The organism is Occallatibacter gabretensis (genome assembly GCF_001449115.1).
GTDB classification, from domain to species: Bacteria; Acidobacteriota; Terriglobia; order Terriglobales; family Acidobacteriaceae; genus Telmatobacter; species Telmatobacter gabretensis.
The window spans coordinates 980350-998650 of record NZ_LAIJ01000009.1 but is presented as its reverse complement, the minus strand read 5'-3'; the positions used below and the strand labels follow the sequence as shown (position 1 = coordinate 998650).

The window sequence follows — 18301 nt, the reverse complement described above, 5'->3', positions numbered from 1 at the left end:
GGTATGGCTACTCCTGCGAATGCTGTTGCGGCTGCGCCGCACCCTACGCCTGAAGCGGAAGAGATTTACCGCCGTTGGCTCCAGTTTCTGGATGATGAGTTTACCCGGCACGAGGTGCCGGAGCGGCGATCAGAGATTATTCGCGACCAGCTTTACCAGATTTACCTGGGAAGGCCACATGGCGGAAAGCTGAACCTTACTCTAACGAGCGAGCTGCCGGGCAATGTGGTTTCTCTGACGCTGGACCCGGAGAATGTGACGCTTGAGGCTGGACATTTTCCGGATATTGACCGTAAGAAGTGGGCGCCGCTGAAGCCGCTGCTTTGGTTCTGGAAGATGTTTGACCGCTCGCCGCTGGGCCTGAATCACTGGCTGGGACTTCGCTTCCGGTGCATGCTGGGGCGGCATATCTTTCAGCACATGGGAACGGGTGTGCGGATTTACCAGGGTGTGGACCTGACCTATGGCTACAACTTGACGATCGAGGATAATGTTGAGATCCGCCAAGGCGTGATTTTGAACGACCGAGGTGGCATCAAAATCGGCAAAGGTACCGTGATCGGCTCGTTTGCCCGCATTTACTCCCACGCGTTGAATGAGGATATGGAACATGTCTCGCTTACAGCTACCGAGATTGGCGAACAGTCGCGTATTGGCAGTCATGCGATTGTGCTTGCCGGGCAGAAGGTTGAGCCTCACTCGGTCCTTGGGGACTTCCCCGCGGAGAAGCGGTAATGGCGAGAAGGGATGCGGCGGGTGGTAATCTGAGGTTTCCGGTATTTTGGAGCTGAAGTGTCGCAGACTTTCCTTCTCATAGCCATATTCAAGTTTGTGCTGCTCATCTTTTCGCTCAGCGTGCACGAGTGCGCTCATGCGTGGATGGCCTCGCGGCTGGGTGATCAGACGGCACGGCTGCAAGGCCGCGTCACGCTGAACCCGATGTACCACATAGATCCGATCGGCACGCTGCTGTATCCGGCGCTCACACTTTTCATCTTCCGGGGCGGAGTGCTGTTCGGGTGGGCCAAGCCGACGCCGGTGATTACGCGGAATTTCAAGAAGATTGTTCGTGACGACAACCTGACGACGCTGGCGGGGCCCGCTTCGAATCTGCTGCTGACGCTGGTGGCGTTTCTGGTGCTGGCCGGGATTGAGATTGGCGTGCCTGGAGGACGGGATCTGGTGCGTTCGACGTTTAGCGGCATGGCGTTTGGCTCAAACATGGAAGCGATTGTGATTCTTGCGATTCTTGCGATTGAGCTGAACCTGACGCTTTTCTTCTTCAATCTGTTTCCCGTGCCTCCGCTGGATGGCAGCCGCATTGTGCGGAACCTGCTGCCTTATAACGCGATGCGGGTGTATGACAACATCAGCGGCCTTGCGAGCTGGGTGGTGATGATCGCGATGGGGTGGTTTTTGCTGCCGCTGCTGATGGGGCCTGCGCTGGGTGTGATCTTCGGCATCCTGTACAACCTGCCGGGACGATAGCGCGCCGGAAAATGACCGGGCCGCTACAATAAACAGAGCCGGAGACGGCATTATCTTTTTTTGATGACAGGCATAATGTCAGAACAGCAATCCATGACTTCCAAGCCGCGCGTTTTGAGCGGGATGCGCCCAACGGGCAAGCTGCATCTGGGCAATTACATGGGCGCGCTGGCGAACTGGGTCAAGCTGCAGGACTCAGGGCTTTACGAGTGCTACTTTTTTATTGCGGATTGGCATGCGCTGACGACGGATTATGCGGATCCCTCCCAGATTCGGAAGAATATTGCTGAGGTTGCACTTGATTACCTTGGCGCTGGACTTGATCCGGAGAAATCAACACTTTTTATTCAGAGCTATGTTCCCCAACATGCTGAACTGCATTTGTTGCTCAGTATGGTTACTTCGCTTGGTTGGCTGGAGAGAGTTCCAACATACAAAGAGCAGCAAGAAAATTTGGCCGGGAAAGAACTTACGACATACGGCTTCCTAGGCTACCCGCTCCTGCAATCAGCAGACATATTGATTTATCAGCCTAGGTTCGTACCGGTCGGGCAAGACCAAGTTAGCCATGTCGAACTTACGCGTGAAGTGGCGAGGCGTTTCAATTCTATTTACAAAGGAAACATTTTTCCGGAACCGGATCATCTGCTTACTCCATCGCCAAAACTTCCGGGGACAGATGGCCGGAAGATGTCAAAGAGCTATGGAAACACTATTGGGTTGACAGATTCTACCAAGCAAATTTTCGAGAAGCTTGAAAAGATGACCAATGGTGGACAAAGAAACCATGTGTCTGATCCAGGCGATCCAGAGATTTGCCCAGTCTATGACCTGCATAAAGTTTTCAGTTCAGAAACGATCAAAGCTGAAACTAATTTGGCGTGTCGAACTGCCAAAATCTCATGTGCAGAATGCAAGCAGATCGCAGCCCGCTCCATAGATGAATATTTAGAGCCGATTCGACGCAGGCGAAGCGAATACGAGCTTAAGCCGAACGATGTGAATCAAATATTTGAAGACGGCGCACAGAGAGCGAGCAAAAGAGCAGAAGAGACAATGCGGCTTGTCCGAGACGCTATGGGAATTGCAAGAGGCATTCCAGTAGCGAGAATAAATGCCTTCGACCGATATAGCTACGACACTTCACAACCGATGCAATATTCTCTAGAAAATTTTGCGGAAGAGATACGTAGCGTATCGCCCGAAGCCCAACGAAAATTTTTGATCGATTTTTGGAAGAACCAAATGCTCCCGTCTGAATATCAATTGAAGCAACTCGATGACAATTCGTTTGTAACTCTTCGTAACAAAAGAGTTTTTGTTGCGGCTGCGGTCACAATGGATAATCAGATTGGTACTCAAATGTTTGAGTATGCGATTCCAAACAAAAACTTCGAGGTGCTGGCATTTATTACCGCGGACGTCACTAGCAACAAAGTGAATGCATTTGTGATTCCGCAAAAAGAATTTTCGTTTGATTTTGCATTGGAAAGAAAGCCCTTAAAGAAAAGTGATGTAATTAAGGCCTATATCAGAAAAACAACAGGCAATCTATACCAATGGTCGATGGCGGACAAAGCAGGCCGATCTGCAGGCCAGTTCCAAAATGTCTACGAACCCCTGAAGTAAGGCACATATTACGTTGACTGATCCGAATACCAATCCGTTCCCCAAGTCGGCTGAGCCGGAGCAGAATTCCGCTGAAGCGCAGAACGCGTCGGTTTCCGAGGGTCCGCAGCTGGTGCTGACATCACCGCCTGGGCCTGCCGAGAAAGCTGCGCCGAAGCCGAAGAAGGACGTTGCGAAGAAGTCCGGTGCAGAGGAGAAGTTTTCTCCCTTTGACGTTATGGTGGGCCAGGTGTACGATGGGCCGCTGGACCTGCTGCTGGACCTGATCCGCAAGCAGGATATCGATATTTACGACATTCCGATTGCGAAGATTACGGCGCAGTTTCTGGCATACGTGGACCAGCTGAAGGTAGGCGATGTGGATGTGGCGGGCGAGTTTATCTATACGGCTTCGCTGCTGATCCACATTAAGAGCAAGATGCTGCTGCCGCGCATGCCGACAGGGCCGGAGGACGCCGCAGAAGACCCACGGCGCGAGCTGGTGGAGCGGCTGCTGGAGCACGAGCGGTTTAAAAATGCCGCGCAGATGCTGCAGCAGAAACAAATGCTGGAGGCGGCGGCGTGGACTAATCCCGGGATGCGGGAGTTCAAGGACGACGCCGAGGCCGAGCCGGAAATTGCAGCCGATACGACGGACCTGGTCAGGATCTTTCAGCAGATTCTGGATCGCGTGCGTACGCGGCCTGTTTTCAATGTAGAAGAGGACTCCGTGACGGTGGGCCAGATGATCCAGTTTCTGACGCGGCGGCTGACGATGGAGGACAGGCCGGTGGCGCTGCGGCGGCTGCTGAGCCATACGAAGAGCGAGCGGGCGCTGGTGGCGGCGTTTCTGGCGCTGCTGGAGCTGGTGCGGCTGCAGGCGATTTTGCTGCGGCAGGATCATGCTTTCAGCGAGATCTTCATCAAGAAGAATTCGGGCTTTGACGCCGTGATGAATGAGGCTGTGGCGGCACGAGACGACTGGAAGTAAATCGGATTTTTGCCCATAGACCGAGAGATCTACGAGGTCTCTCCCGATGGAATACGAAGTCAAAATTACTGAATTTAACGGCCACGATGTCATCATTTTGCCCAAAGCTATATCAGCAAATATGAAAGCCAAGGTGGGCGAAACTCTTCACGTGTTCTGGCTTGACCGTGGTTTTCTTCTCAGTACACGAGAGCAATTTTTTCTTTTGAGGACTGCCGGTAAGCCAAAGAGAATGAGAAGGTTCCAATAGAATAATGCTGCGGATCTTCCCCTGCGGCTAAGACCCCTACATTTCCATATCTTTTGCAGCACGATCTAAAATCTCGCCTTGATGCCGCCCATTCCATGTTGACTTTTTACGAATTGCATGGACGGCCAGTCCTCAATTCATTCCCCTTTCATCTTGGTCGTGTATCCCTTGGCTGGTCCGGCAAATGTTTCCCCGCGCACGCACGGACGCACGCCAATTTATCAGGAGCCACGCATGTCAGACTTTGCTACCACCGCGGGAGCCGCCCCGCAGGGCGGATCGCTACTCGACAAAAAGATGAAGAAATCGCCAGCATGGCTGAGCGTTGTCGTTATTCTTATCGCCCTCGTTGGGGGCCTTGGCTACGTTGGCTTTCACATTGCCGGCGACCTGGGCAGTGTGACCCTGGGCAGCACGTGGCCCTATGTCCTACTGGGCACGGCACTGTTCATTGCGCTGGCCTTCGAATTCGTGAACGGCTTCCATGACACGGCAAATGCCGTGGCAACGGTGATCTATACGCACTCGCTGGAGCCGAATATTGCAGTGGTGTGGAGCGGCCTGTGCAACCTGGTGGGTGTATTGACCTCCGCAGGTACGGTGGCTTTTACAATCATTACGCTGCTGCCTGTTGAGCTGATCCTGAAGGTGAGCTCGGGCGCGGGTTTCGCAATGGTCTTTGCGCTGCTGCTGGCCGCGATTCTGTGGAATCTGGGCACATGGTGGCTGGGACTGCCGGCTTCGAGCACGCACACGATGACGGGCTCGATCATCGGCGTGGGCCTGGCGAACCAGCTTTTGAGCGGGGGAAGCGGAACCTCAGGCGTTGACTGGGCCCAGGCAAGCAAGGTGGGTTGGACACTGCTGCTCTCGCCTCTCGTGGGCTTCGCCGGCGCGTATCTGCTCTTCCTGGTTTCGAAAGCGACCGTCAAGTACCCCGCACTTTACGAGTCTCCGAAGGATAATACGCCGCCGCCTTTCCCGATTCGCATCCTGCTGGTGATTACCTGTACGCTGGTCAGCTTCTTCCACGGATCGAATGACGGCCAGAAGGGTATGGGCCTGATCATGCTGATCCTGATCGGCACGGTGCCGACTGCATACGCTCTGAACCATGCGGTGAGCGCACGAGACATCCAGGACTTCTTTGCAGCCAGCGAACGGGCGGTTTCCATCATTGACGTGCACTCTGACAAGAATGCGACGGTGGGCGACCCCGCAGCCGAACTGACGGATTACCTGAAGACCAAGAAGTTCACGCCTGCTACGCTGACGGCGCTGCGGATGGAAGTTCAGAACCTGGAAGGCGATGTGAACGCTTATCACGATTACAAGAGCGTTCCGGCCAACCAGCAGACCAACGTGCGCAACGGATTCTATGTAACGAGCGAGACGCTGCGAGTGATGGCCAAGAACCACGCGGTCAGTTTCAGTGCGGATGAGCAAGCGGGCCTGGACAACTACAAGAAAAAGCTGGATACGGCTACCAAGTTCATTCCGACATGGGTGAAGGTAGCTGTTGCGCTGGCGCTGGGCCTGGGCACGATGGTGGGCTGGAAGCGCATTGTGGTAACGGTAGGCGAGAAGATCGGCAAAGAGCACCTGACTTATGGGCAGGGCGCTGTGGCCGAGCTTATGGCTGCTTCGACCATTGCTCTTGCCGACTTTGGCGGGCTGCCCGTGAGTACCACGCATGTGCTGAGTTCGGGCATTGCGGGCACGATGGCGGCGAACAAGAGCGGTCTGCAGCTTTCGACGATCCGGAACATTGCGGCTGCATGGGTCTTTACGCTTCCTGCCGCTGCGCTGCTTTCAGGTCTGCTGTTCTGGGTCTTCCGCATGTTTACAGGTAGCTGATTCCTCGTTCTGATTGGGCATCAACTTAAGGGCGTCCGTAACCGCGGACGCCCTTTTCTTTTGCAGCGAAGAATTCGCGCGTGGATTCGGCGGCTTGTGCGGTATAGTGGCAGCGAGTTTTTTCCCCGGAAAGATGCGCTTCGAATCCTCGGAGCACTATTGAAAGCTGCAAAAAAAGGAGAATATCTTTGGCTACTCCCGCTCCTGTACCCGCACCGGCGCCCAAATCCGGCGGCGCGCTCAAGATCATCCTCATTATCCTCGGCGTGATTGCCCTGGTGATGGTTCTCATTGTCGGAGTGTTTGCCTACGGCTGCTATCGCATTGCGCACTCGATTTCGCACACGGAGAACGGCAAGACCACGACCAGTATCCTGGGCACTACCGTAACGAGCACCAACTCAGCAACCTTCACGGCAGCCGACCTCGGCACTGACATTTACCCTGGCGCGACACCGACCGATGGCGGATCGAAGATGGACGTGGCCGCTGCTTCAATCGTCACGGCAGTCTATCTGACCCCTGATCCTGTTTCGAAGGTTGAGGCGTTCTATAAGGACAAGTTCGGCAGCGGAGCCACCGATTTCAACATGGGAGGGACCGCCATGATTGTCCACAGGGTTAGCGACAAAGAGAGAGTCAACGTGACGGTCACGGGCAATAACGGGCAGGATAGCAAGACGAAGATCATGATTCAGCACACGAAGGCGAAGTAAAACCCCTTCGAACAGTAAAGGCCTGTCGTTGCGCCCGAAGTCCAGCGCGGTGATAGGCCTTTGCTTTTTGCTTAACCCATGAACATGCCGCCGTTGACGTCGAGGACGTGGCCGGTGATGTAGGCGGCAGCGTCCGAGGCGAGGAAGGCGACGGACTGCGCGATGTCCTTGTCGGTACCGGCGCGGCCGAGGGGAATCTGCGTGAGCATGGCTTGGCGGACCTTTTCATCCAGTATAGAGGTCATGGCGGTTTCGATATATCCGGGAGCGACGGCGTTGACGGTGATGCCGCGAGAGGCTACTTCGCGCGCGAGTGAGCGGGTGATGCCGATGAGCCCCGCTTTGGAGGCTGCGTAGTTGACCTGGCCGGCCTGGCCGGTGCGGCCTACGACCGATGTGATGTTGATGATGCGGCCCCAGCGGTTGCGAAGCATGGGGCTGAGCAGGGCCTGGGTGAGCAAGAATGCGCCGGTGAGATTTGTGGCGAGAACCGAATCCCAGTCATCGCGCTTCATGCGCAGGACGAGTGTGTCGCGAGTGATGCCTGCGTTGTTGACGAGGATTTCGACCTTACCGTAGCGCTCGAGGATGGCTTTTGCGCCGGATTTGATGGAGTCTTCGCTTGCAACGTCGAGCGACAAGGCGGCGGCTTGGCCTCCGGCGCTTTCGATTTCCGCGACAGCTTCGGCGAGTTTGGCCTCATTGCGCGCCGCGAGAGCCACAGTTGCGCCCAGGCGGGCGAGTTCGATGGCCACGGCGCGGCCGATTCCCTGCGATGCGCCGGTGACGAGCGCGATTCTTCCCTGCAAATTGATCATGCGATGTCAGCTTTCGTCAGCGCTAAATGTATGCGCTCGAAGGACATTGTATAAGGACGGCTTTAAGGGATTGAATGGCCCGCATCGTGGAAAGATTACGCGACGGAACATCCGTACCCCGCAACCTTGTTACCTCGAGGCTCATCTAAGTCTCCAAGTATTTGTGTCACTAGGTGTTTAGACCTATTTAGATTCCGGGAGTCACTTGAATGTCTTTTCTTCGCGCTACGGCGCTTCTTTTTTTCGCTTTTGCTCTATCGCTGGCACCTCTGGTAACGGGCCAAACGGGGCCTGCTGCGCCCGCTTCAGCTCCTGCATCCGCCGCGGCATCGGCATCACCCGCCCCGGCACCCGCGCTTACTTCATACACCGAGTTGCTTAAGCCGTCGCTTGCCACTCTGTATGCAACGCTGGCTGACCTTAAGCTCGATAAATGGAAGGGCGGCAACGTGCGCACCGAGGCTGAGCACGATACCGCTTCTATTGTGGATGACCTGAACCAGAAGATGCCCGATCTGCTAAAAAATGCTGACGCCGCGCCGACGCGAATCGGAGCGGCACTACCGCTGGCACAAAACTTCGCTGCGCTTTACGATGTTTCACTGCGCGTGCTGGACGCTGCTCGCATTGCCGCTCCCGCAGACCAGGCGGCAAAGATCCAGGACACAATGAACGGAATGGCGGCAGCCAACCGCTCACTCTATGACCGCCTTGAGCAGGCATCGAAGGTGCAAGAGACGCACATCGGCGATCTTGAAACGAAGATCAAAGTGCAGCAGGATGCCGCCGCGCACGCTGTGGCGACAGCTCCGCCTCCGCCAGCCTGCCCCGCACCCGCGGCGAAGAAGCCTGCGGTCAAGCGGAAGCCTGCGGCCAAGCCCGCACAGCCGGATAGTGGATCGCCTTCCGGGTCTGGAAGTTCGGCCCAGCCGAAGCCGCAGAATTAACTGCGCACCCATATAGACAAATTAAAGGGGCGGCCCCATGGAGCCGCCCTGCCGAGTTGTGGAGAACTGATTCGGATGGATCAGTTACCCGCTTCGATCATCGAGAATTCGGATTAGCCTGGTTTCCCCGGCCCTCCGTTCTCAATAATCTCCTTGAGTATTGAGCTCCCGCGGTCATCCGAACGAACCTCGCGGATTCCTTCATCAAACATTGGCTGCTCCCTCCTTTGGAGGATTTCTCCTCCGTTGCGTCCATAAGATTCGGCAAACAGGAAAGCTGTTGCCTGCGCTACAAACGCCGCGAACCCAGATTGTGGGACAACACAATCCAGAACTTTTATAGAGCGAAATGCCAGTTTCATCCGTCTTATAAACGGAATCGTATTGTTGCGCAAGGGGAAAGAAGTGCAGCAGATGATTCCTTACCCCTCTTTGGTCCTTGTGTCGCACCGATAGCATCAGTCATTCATTCGCTCAACTGAGTAGACGGTATTTTTATGCACAATTTTTGCTTTTCTCTCTGCAGCAGTATTCGTTTGTTCGTTGTTGGAGTTCTCTTAGCCGCGACCCAATGTTTGGCCTATGGGCAGACCGCAGCAATAGGCGCATCGGGCAGCATCAACGGCACCGTTGCCGACCCGACCGGAGCTGTAATTCCACAAGCCGCCGTAACCGCTATGCGCGCGGGGCATGCGCCGTTAAAAACAACATCTGACGGCGTGGGGCATTATTCCTTTTCACAGCTTGCGCCGGGCATGTATGTGATTGAGGCGCAGGCGCCCAATTTTCATCCGGCGCACAAAGAAGGCGTGCGTGTAACGGCAGGCGCTGCGTTCACGCTTACGATGACGCTGGCGATTGAAGCGGATCAGCAATCCGTGACAGTTTCCGCAGATACGCTGGATGCGAGCCCGGAGAAGAATGGCGGCGCGATTGTGTTGAAGGGCGAAGATCTGCGCGCGCTCTCCGATGATCCCGACGAGCTATCGACGCAATTGCAGGGCATGGCAGGAGCGGATGCGGAGACGGGGACGCAGTTTTATGTGGATGGATTTACTGCCACGAAGCTGCCGCCAAAATCGGCAATCCGCGAGATTCGCATCAATCAGAATCCCTACTCGGCACAGTATGACTCGCTAGGATTTGGCCGCATTGAGATTCTTACCAAACCGGGCGCGGATAAGCTGCATGGCGAGTACTGGATGCAGGGTAATGACTCGCCGTGGAACGGGAAGAATCCTTTTGTCCAGGAGCAGCCGGGGTATTACACCTACCAGTTCGATAGCGACGTGAACGGACCGGTCACCAAAAACGCCTCATATTTTTTCAGCATCTGGCATCGTCAGGCGATCAACGTTTCTGTTGTGAACGCGGAGATTCTGGATGAAGCCACGCTAACTCCTGAACCGTTTACGCAGGCCGTCAGCACGCCCGGCTCCGGCATTTTTGTAACGCCGCGCTTTGACTGGCAGTGGGGTAAGGTTCACACGCTGAGCGTGCGCTACATGCTGGACCGCAGCACGGCTCAGAACTCCGGTGTGGGCCAGTTCCAGCTTGCCTCACAGGCGTTTAACAGTACGCAGACGGAGCAGGTGCTGCAGGTGACCGACTCGCAGGCATGGAGTCCCGCAGTTCTCAATGAAGTGCGCTTTCAATACATTCGCGACCGCAACAACCAGACCCCGCAGTCGACAGACACGACGCTGGTGGTGGCCGGAGCTTTTACCGGCGGCGGCAACAACACCGGCATCAACCGGGATGCGCAGGATCACTACGAATTTCAGGATGTGCTGCGGGTCAACCACGGCCCGCATGACATCACAGTCGGCGGACGGCTGCGCGTGATTCGCGATTCGAATTACTCTACGGCGAATTACAACGGACAGTTTACCTTTGCCTCACTGGCGGCATATCAAATTACAGAACAGGCCATGCAGGAGTGCACGGTGAACCCGCAAAACTGCCCGACACCGGCGCAGATTCGTGCAGCGGGCGGAGGAGCCAGCCTGTTTTCACAGACCATGGGGAATCCGAGCATCGTGGTAAACATGGCGGATGCAGGCATCTTTGCCGAAGATAACTGGAAGATTATTCCCAGCGTAATCCTCAGCCCGGGGATGCGCTTTGAAACGCAGACGGGGATGCATGATCATGCCGACTTCGGGCCGCGGCTTGGGGTTGCGTGGTCAGTTCCGGGTGGTCAGAATAAGCCTCCGCGAGCAGTGATTCGCGCCGGCTCGGGATTCTTCTATCAGCGCTTCACCTCGACAGGCCTGCTGCAGGCGGAGCGGCAGAATGGCGTTACGCAGACTGCGGTCTCAGTCAATGACCCGGATTTCTATCCCGGTACCTGCACGTCGAATCAGCCTCCAACGACATGCAGCGGAGGCTCACAAAACGCGCCTACGATCTTTTCGATCAACCCAGACCTGCGCGCACCTTACCTGTTCATCGCGGGGCTTGGTGTGGATAAGAACATCGGCAAGCACGTCTCGCTGTCAGCCAACTATCTTTACTCGCGCGGCGATCATCTGTTTGTCACGCGCAACATCAACGCGCCTCTGCCGGGAACCTACAATCCAGACGATCCTACGAGTGGCGAACGCCCGCTGGGCACAGATCAAAATATCTATCAATACAACTCGCAGGGAGACTCGGCGCGCGATCGCTTGAGTATTAACGGCAGCTTTAATACCAAGAAGACCGGCCTGTGGGGTTACTACACCATCAGCAAGGCCCAGGCCGACACCTCAGGCCTCACCAGCTTTCCATCCAACCAATACGACATCCATGCGGACTGGGGGCGCGCCTCGTACGATATTCGCAACCGCGCGTTCATCGGCGGCTATACGCGGCTGCCCGGTCACTTCTCCATCAATCCGTTCCTCATGTATCAGTCTAGCTCGCCGTTCAATATTGTGGTGGGCGAGGATTTGAACGGCGATACGCAGTTCAACGACCGGCCTGCCTTTGCCACGGACCTTACGCGATCAAGCGTCTATGTGACTAAGTGGGGCACCTTTGACGCCGATCCAATCGCCGGGCAAAAGATCATTCCCATCAACTACGGCAAAGGGCCGGGGATGATTGTCGCCAATCTGCGCCTGAGCCGCAGATTTACTTTCGGCCCCGCACTGCCGGAAGATCCCGCGCCGCCGGCGCCGGCTGCTGCGACGACTGCAAGCGCCGGCACCAAGCCGCCTGCCAAGCCGGAGAAGAAGGAGATTGAGCGCAAGTACACGCTGGGTTTCGGCGTTTCCGCGCAGAACATTTTCAATCATCCGAACTTTGCGCCGCCGGTGGGCGTGCTGGGCTCATCGCTGTTTGGTGAGTCCACAGCATTGGCCAGCACGAATGGCAATAGTTCCGCAAACCGGATTATTAATGTGGAGACTTTCTTCCGATTCTGACACGGAGTTGTTGGCTGGAACCACGCAATTCAGTTGGTTGTGAGATCGTCGCCGAAGTGAAGCTTGCGATGGAAGAGATCGAGCGCAAGACCGAAACAGCTGCGGGCCAGCTCTGGATCGTAGCGCGGACCTTCGTCACGCAGAAAAGCATGCGCGCCATTTACTTCATGCCAGCTCAAGCGCGTGCCCATCTCGTTGAGGCGGCTGAGAATCTTCGTGCGGCCCTCAAGCGGGATATGCGGGTCCTGTCGTCCCCAGACCATGAGCAGCTCGCCCGAGATCTCATTGGCGCGTTGAAGCGAATCGTCGTTCGCGCCTTTGCCCAGGCCTTGCTTATGAATGTCAGTGGCGTAGAAGCAGACAGTGCCGCGCACATCGGGCTGAAATGCGGCGCGAAAAGCCAGATGGCCGCCAATGCAGATACCGATTGCACCAAGCTGCCCGGTGCAATCGGCACGCGACTTTAGATAATCGAGTACGGCACGGGCGTCGGCATCATAGCTAGCCAGCTCTTTTTCCGTTTTCAGCGCATTGCCGCGATCGGAGCCTGCCTGGTCGTACTGGAGAACAGTTCCGGGGGCTTCAAACTCGTGATAAATCTCCGGCGCAGCGACGATGTAGCCATGGCCCGCAAGCTGTGCGGCGATGCGATGAACCGGATTTGTGATCTGGAAGATCTCCGAATACAAAATGACCCCCGGATAACGGCCTGGCGCAGCAGGCCGCACGATATGCGTACGCATCTGTCCGTAGGAAGTTGGAAGGTCAGCAATTTCATCGACGACGATCATCTGGTTGCTCCTATGGGGAGGGAGTTGTGTGCGATTAACGGAAACTCGTACAGAAATATTATGTGCCTGGGATGCGGGCTGACGGCACCGCGAAATACGCCTCTGTAACAACTGACAGTTGCAGGGGATGCCTTCGCAATCCGACACTACCTATTTAGTAGTGATCTTGTGTCACACACTGAGGACAATTCCTTCGGCTTGTAATTCGAGAAGTGCTCTTCAGGCTTTCGTCGATCGGAGAAACCAATGTCCAAATTGAAACACGGCCTACGCGGTTTATGCGTGTTTGTCTTCTTTGCCATGGTCTCGATGGCACTCCACGCGCAAGCTGACCCTCTGCCGTCATGGAACGACACCACTCCAAGGAAAGCCATTACCGCTTTCGTCCAAAGAGTGACTGCAGAAAACACTCCCGATTTTGTTCCGGTCGATCAGCGTATTGCTACCTTCGACAACGACGGCACGCTCTGGGTGGAGCAACCCATGTACACCCAGCTTGCTTTTGTTATTGCGCGGGTGAAAGATCTTGCTCCCAAGCATCCTGCGTGGAAGACTACTCAGCCGTTCAAGGGCGTTCTTGAAGGCGATATCAAAGCAGTGGCTGCGACGGGCGAAAAGGGCTTAATTGAACTGATGGCGGCAACGCATGCTGGCGTGACTGTCGAGCAGTTTCAGAAGATCGTAGCCGACTGGCTCGCCACGGCTCAGCATCCCAAATTCAAGCGATCTTACACGGAGTGCGTTTACCAGCCAATGCTTGAGCTGCTGGCCTATCTCCGCGCCAACGGCTTCAAGACCTACATTGTCTCTGGCGGCGGCGTTGAGTTTATGCGGCCATGGACAGAGAAGATATACGGGATCCCGCCAGAGCAGGTGGTTGGCAGCTCAATTAAGACAAAGTTTGAGATGGTAGATGGAAAGTTAGATCTGATGCGGTTGCCGGATATCAATTTTATTGACGATGGTCCAGGTAAACCAGTGGGGATTAACCAGTTCATCGGTCGACGTCCGATCGCTGCCTTCGGCAACTCCGATGGCGACCAGCAAATGCTTGAGTGGACGGCAGAGGGCGACGGACTTCGCTTCATGCTCCTCGTTCATCACACAGATGCAGTTCGCGAATATGCCTATGACCGAAAATCCAGCGTTGGACGTCTCGATAAAGCCCTCGATGAAGCTAACGCGAAGAGATGGACGGTTGTGGATATGAAAAATGACTGGAAGACGATCTTTCCGCCAGCACAATAGGCTATAGAAGAGTAGGCGCCTTCGCTGGATGATGCAGAGTAGATAGCTTCTCATTGACAACTTAGCGCCGGAGCAACAGAAACAGTAATGATACGTAGCTTATTGAGAGCCTGCAGCGCGGTTCTGTTGATAGGACTCTGCGGCGCAAGTCACTTTTGCAGGGCGCAAGGACTAAGTCCGCGAGCTTATGTGATCGTTCCGGTTCATTCCAACGCGCTCACGCTCACCTATTCATTTCAGGATGGAAATATTGTTTTCGATCCCACACTACCCATATCAAACTCGGAAGGCAGAATCAGCACTGAGATCGTCAGCTATTTCCACACGATGTCCTTATTCGGGAGGTCAACAAATATCAATGTATCTGTGCCATATAGCATCGGGCATTTTCAGGCGGAGATAAACGGACAGGAACAGGAAATCTATAGATCCGGGCTGGCCCCAGCGACTGTGCGTGTTTCGGTCAATCTTGCGGGCGCCCCTGCAATGGACGTGCAGGAATATTCCAGGTGGCGACAAAAGACACTCGTTGGGGCAAGCTTAACCGTACAAACCCCGACGGGGCAGTATGATCCGTCGCGACTGGTGAATACAGGCAATAACCGATGGGCGTTCAAGCCGGAGATAGGACTTTCTCGACGCTGGACGCATTGGGTGTTGGATGCATACGGCGCAGTATGGTTCTTTACGGCCAATCGCAATTTTTACTCCAACGATCCGCTGTTTCCAGGGCGTAATCAGCAAACGGAAAAGCCTATGGGGGCAACTGAATTGCATCTTAGCTACGACGTAAAGTCCCATCTTTGGCTCTCGATTGACGGTAATTATTGGTACGGCGGAGAGACCAGCCTGAATGGAGTTGCAACGCCAACGTCCTTGCAGGCCAACTCCCGGCTTGGAGCTACCGCAGCTGTGCCCATCAGCAAACATCAATCTCTCAAGTTCAGTTACAGCGACGGAACTTATGTCCGATTCGGCGGAGACTATCAGGACGTTTCAATTGCATGGCAATATAGCTGGCTCGGGCGCCCGAATTAGCCAGCCTATATCACTCATGCACCTGCTACTTCTTGCCGCGCCATATCAGCCAAGATATTTTTTGGTGCCTTCAGTAAAGCTTCTGGATTAAGCCGCGCAAACAGATCGAGGTTCCGGGCAATCAGGCCAGTCCAGCCCGTCTGATGACTGGCGCCCAGGCCCGCGCCGTTATCTCCGTGGAAGTACTCATAAAACAGGATGTAGTCCTTCCAGTACGGATCCTCTTGAAACTTCTTTGATCCACCATATACCGGACGCTTTCCATTTTCATCGCGCAGAAAGATCTTCGATAACCTGTTCGAGATTTCTTTTGCCACTTCAAACAGCGTCATGTAGTTGCCGGACCCGGTTGGACACTCGACCTTGAAATCCGGTCCATAAAATGGATACATCTGCAGCAGTCCACGAATGATCAAGCCGTTTACCGGCATCCAGACGGGCCCACGCCAGTTCGAGTTGCCGCCGAACATTGCCGTGTTCGATTCGGCAGGCAGATATTGCACCTTGAATTCCTGTCCGCCGACGTGCATTACAAAAGGGTGTTCCAGATGGTATTTCGAGAGAGAGCGAATGCCGTAAGGGCTGAGGAACTCGTTCTCATCGAGCATGTAACCCAGAACGCTGGTCAGCTTCTCCCTGTTGCATGTGGTGAGGAGCCGCCGTCCCACGTAACCGCCTTTTGCGAAGTCTTCTGCGGAAGCGATTTTTTCAAGTACCTCGGGGTGGCGCTTGCGAAATAGATTTACCAGTTCCAATATCCGCGGATGATTACTTATCGTGTCATGTTCGAGTACAGTCGATGCACAGAGCGGCAATAACCCAACCATCGAGCGGATTTTGAGTCGCATTACATCGCCGTCCGGGAAATGCAGAAGATCATAGAAAAATTTATCTTCGGAATCCCACATCTCATCTTTGCAAGCACCGATGCGGTCCATCGCGTACGCAATCCAGATAAACTGCTCCAGAAAGCGGTAGGCAATCTCCTCATACATCGGGTCGTATTCCGTCAGAACCAGCGCGATCTCCAGCATGCATTGGCAATAAAAAGCCATCCATGCGGTGCCGTCGGCTTGATCCAGATGACCGCCGGTCGGCAGCGGTGAGCTGCGATCAAAGATGCCTATGTTATCGAGCCCGAGGAAGCCGCCGGCGAAGACATTGCGTCCTTCGGGATCTTTGCGGTTGGCCCACCAGTTGAAGTTCAGCATCAGCCCCTGGAACGAGCGTTCGAGGAAGCGGAAATCAGAGCGTCCCAGTTCCGACTCGATCCTATAGAGGAACAGCGTTGCCCATGCATGGACCGGCGGGTTCACGTCACTGAAGTTCCATTCGTACGCCGGAATCTGGCCGTTTGGATGCGCGTAAAGATTGCGCAACATCAGAAGTAACTGCTCTTTCGCAAAATCAAAGTCCACCAGGGAGAGCGAAATCGTGTGAAATGCGAGGTCCCAGGCGGCGTACCACGGATACTCCCACTTGTCCGGCATTGAAATCACATCGCTGTTGAGCATGTGAAACCAGGCGGAGTTTCTGCCGTCGGTCTGTCCCGTGCCCGTGAGCGGATGTGCGTTGTGTTCGGTAAGCCAACGGTCAAGATCGAAGTAGTAATACTGCTTTGACCACAACATCCCCGCGAGCGCCTGACGATGCACGCGGCGCTCATCCTCGCTTAGATTTGCCGGAGTAATGCGGTCGTAAAATTCGTTTGCATCTGCCATGCGTTCTTCGAAGATCGTGTCAAAGTCATCGAACCCGTCCGGCCTTGCGCTCAGCCTCAAGCGGACCACCTTGCTGCCTCCGGCCGGAATAGTGAGTTGATAGTGGGCTGCGGCCTTTGTACCTGTCTTCGATGGATTCACCGCGGCGGTTTCACCGGAAACCACGTAGCGATGAAACGCGTCCTTCACATACGGCGTCGGATTCGGCTGGCCCCAGAGTTTTTTGTTATTGGTTTCATTTTCTGTGAAGAGCAGTTCCCCGGCTCCTTCACACTGAAGCGTGTACTCTCCAAGATCGCTGTGGAAGGCGTGGATCTTTGTCTCGTCTATCTGCCCAAGCAGAGGCTTCTGCACGTCCTGGTCCCAGGCCCACGTATTGCGAAACCACAATGTGGGCAGCAGATGAAGCGGTGCGTCTGCCGGCCCGCGATTGTGAATAGTGATGCGCACCAACGTATCTTCAGGATTGCCCTTGGCGTATTCCACGAACACATCGAAGTAACGATCCTCGTCAAAGATACCCGTGTCCAGCAGCTCGTACTCGAACTCTTCACGCGATCGCCCGCGATTGGTCTCCACCAGATCGCGATATGGATACGCACTCTGTGGATACTTATAGAGATACTTCATATACGAGTGCGTCGGCGTGCTGTCGATGTAGAAGTAATACTCCTTCACGTCCTCGCCGTGATTCGACTCACTGTTGGTGACACCAAACATGCGCTCTTTGAGAATTGGATCCTTGCCGTTCCAAAGCGACAGGCAGAAGCAGAGCTGCTGCTTGTCATCGGAGAAGCCAGCCATGCCGTCTTCACCCCAACGATAAGCGCGTGACCTCGCCTGATCATGGGTGAAATAATCCCATGCGTTGCCGTCCTTGCTGTAGTCTTCCCGGACCGTGCCCCACTGTCTCTCACTCAGATACGGACCCCACTTCTTCCACGGAACGTTCTTTTCGCGGGCCTCGTTCAGTCGTTTCTGTTCGGCGACTTCAACATAGGTGAACGGCGTGAGCTTCTCATCCTGATTCGTCATTTCCAGACCTCCATTGCGGGGCTTGGGCGAGATATAGCTGCATGAACGTTGCAGGATGTCGGGCTGCTATTCGACAACCTCTAAATCTGTCTTGTCAAAGAATGGCTGCAGAAGTGTTAGTTTCACTACCGTTAAATCCAGAAAATAATCAAATCCCGGTGGGAGCTGCCTCTTCGAGGCCTGCTGAAAGCATGAGGCTGATTGTGGAGCGGCGAACCGCCAACATATTCCCGGAGAGCTTGCCACATCCGGATCAGAAAGTGAAGTGTGGACAGTCCAGCCTGCAAACTGCCGGTGGACCCAAGATTAGGGAGTTTCACCCCCGACGAATACTGTCAACTGTGACAGTGCCGCTGCGTATCAATTTGAATTTCAATGTCTTT

Annotated in this window: 14 protein-coding genes; 11 read left to right on the top strand and 3 right to left on the bottom strand. The window is 54.9% G+C overall.

Going from position 1 to position 18301, the window contains the following annotated elements; all coding sequences use genetic code 11:
• Nucleotides 1–3: 3 nt before the first annotated feature.
• The 7 genes from VO84_RS10415 (at nt 4) to VO84_RS10385 (ending at nt 6910) form a co-directional block, all read left to right on the top strand.
• On the top strand, nt 4–735 hold the full coding sequence (locus VO84_RS10415) for an acyltransferase (protein ID WP_082661885.1): 732 nt from the start codon (nt 4–6) through the stop codon (nt 733–735).
• Nucleotides 736–792: 57 nt separating this feature from the next.
• Nucleotides 793–1488 carry a site-2 protease family protein gene (locus tag VO84_RS10410; RefSeq protein ID WP_058187556.1) on the top strand — a complete coding sequence of 232 codons (696 nt, stop codon included), beginning with the start codon at nt 793–795 and terminating at the stop codon, nt 1486–1488.
• A 63-nt stretch (nt 1489–1551) separates the two neighbouring features.
• Entirely contained in the window at nt 1552–3117 is a 1566-nt protein-coding gene (trpS, locus tag VO84_RS10405; RefSeq protein WP_231737879.1) for a tryptophan--tRNA ligase, read from the top strand.
• A gap of 13 nt (nt 3118–3130) precedes the next feature.
• A complete protein-coding gene (locus tag VO84_RS10400; RefSeq protein ID WP_231737878.1) occupies nt 3131–4087 on the top strand; it encodes a segregation and condensation protein A in 957 nt (318 codons plus the stop codon).
• 46 nt (nt 4088–4133) lie between these two features.
• Complete coding sequence (locus tag VO84_RS10395) at nt 4134–4337, top strand: hypothetical protein (protein WP_058187555.1); 204 nt, start codon at nt 4134–4136, stop codon at nt 4335–4337.
• Between the two features lie 234 nt (nt 4338–4571).
• Complete coding sequence (locus VO84_RS10390; RefSeq protein ID WP_082661883.1) at nt 4572–6194, top strand: inorganic phosphate transporter; 1623 nt, start codon at nt 4572–4574, stop codon at nt 6192–6194.
• Between the two features lie 188 nt (nt 6195–6382).
• The gene (locus VO84_RS10385) at nt 6383–6910 is read left to right on the top strand and encodes a hypothetical protein (protein WP_058187554.1); all 528 of its coding nucleotides are present in this window, start codon (nt 6383–6385) and stop codon (nt 6908–6910) included.
• Nucleotides 6911–6981: 71 nt separating this feature from the next.
• Here VO84_RS10385 and fabG read toward each other — a convergent pair whose 3' ends face one another.
• Nucleotides 6982–7728: a 3-oxoacyl-[acyl-carrier-protein] reductase gene (fabG, locus tag VO84_RS10380; protein ID WP_058187553.1), complete on the bottom strand. Its 747-nt coding sequence runs from the start codon at nt 7726–7728 to the stop codon at nt 6982–6984.
• A gap of 209 nt (nt 7729–7937) precedes the next feature.
• Between fabG and VO84_RS10375 the strand changes: the two genes are divergently transcribed.
• Together VO84_RS10375 and VO84_RS10365 are read left to right on the top strand one after the other, a co-directional pair.
• Nucleotides 7938–8675, top strand: a complete 738-nt coding sequence (locus tag VO84_RS10375) for a hypothetical protein (protein ID WP_058187552.1) — start codon at nt 7938–7940, stop codon at nt 8673–8675.
• A 536-nt stretch (nt 8676–9211) separates the two neighbouring features.
• Nucleotides 9212–12085 carry a TonB-dependent receptor gene (locus tag VO84_RS10365; RefSeq protein ID WP_197413974.1) on the top strand — a complete coding sequence of 958 codons (2874 nt, stop codon included), beginning with the start codon at nt 9212–9214 and terminating at the stop codon, nt 12083–12085.
• A 29-nt stretch (nt 12086–12114) separates the two neighbouring features.
• Here VO84_RS10365 and VO84_RS10360 read toward each other — a convergent pair whose 3' ends face one another.
• Nucleotides 12115–12876, bottom strand: a complete 762-nt coding sequence (locus VO84_RS10360) for a dienelactone hydrolase family protein (RefSeq protein ID WP_058187549.1) — start codon at nt 12874–12876, stop codon at nt 12115–12117.
• A gap of 246 nt (nt 12877–13122) precedes the next feature.
• On the opposite strand from VO84_RS10360, the gene VO84_RS10355 reads away from it, so the two are divergent.
• Together VO84_RS10355 and VO84_RS10350 are read left to right on the top strand one after the other, a co-directional pair.
• The gene (locus VO84_RS10355; RefSeq protein ID WP_058187548.1) at nt 13123–14124 is read left to right on the top strand and encodes an HAD family hydrolase; all 1002 of its coding nucleotides are present in this window, start codon (nt 13123–13125) and stop codon (nt 14122–14124) included.
• Nucleotides 14125–14313: 189 nt separating this feature from the next.
• Nucleotides 14314–15162, top strand: a complete 849-nt coding sequence (locus VO84_RS10350) for a transporter (protein ID WP_231737877.1) — start codon at nt 14314–14316, stop codon at nt 15160–15162.
• Nucleotides 15163–15176: 14 nt separating this feature from the next.
• On the opposite strand, the gene VO84_RS10345 is transcribed toward VO84_RS10350, so the two are convergent.
• A complete protein-coding gene (locus VO84_RS10345) occupies nt 15177–17918 on the bottom strand; it encodes an MGH1-like glycoside hydrolase domain-containing protein (protein ID WP_058187547.1) in 2742 nt (913 codons plus the stop codon).
• Nucleotides 17919–18301: the final 383 nt, after the last annotated feature.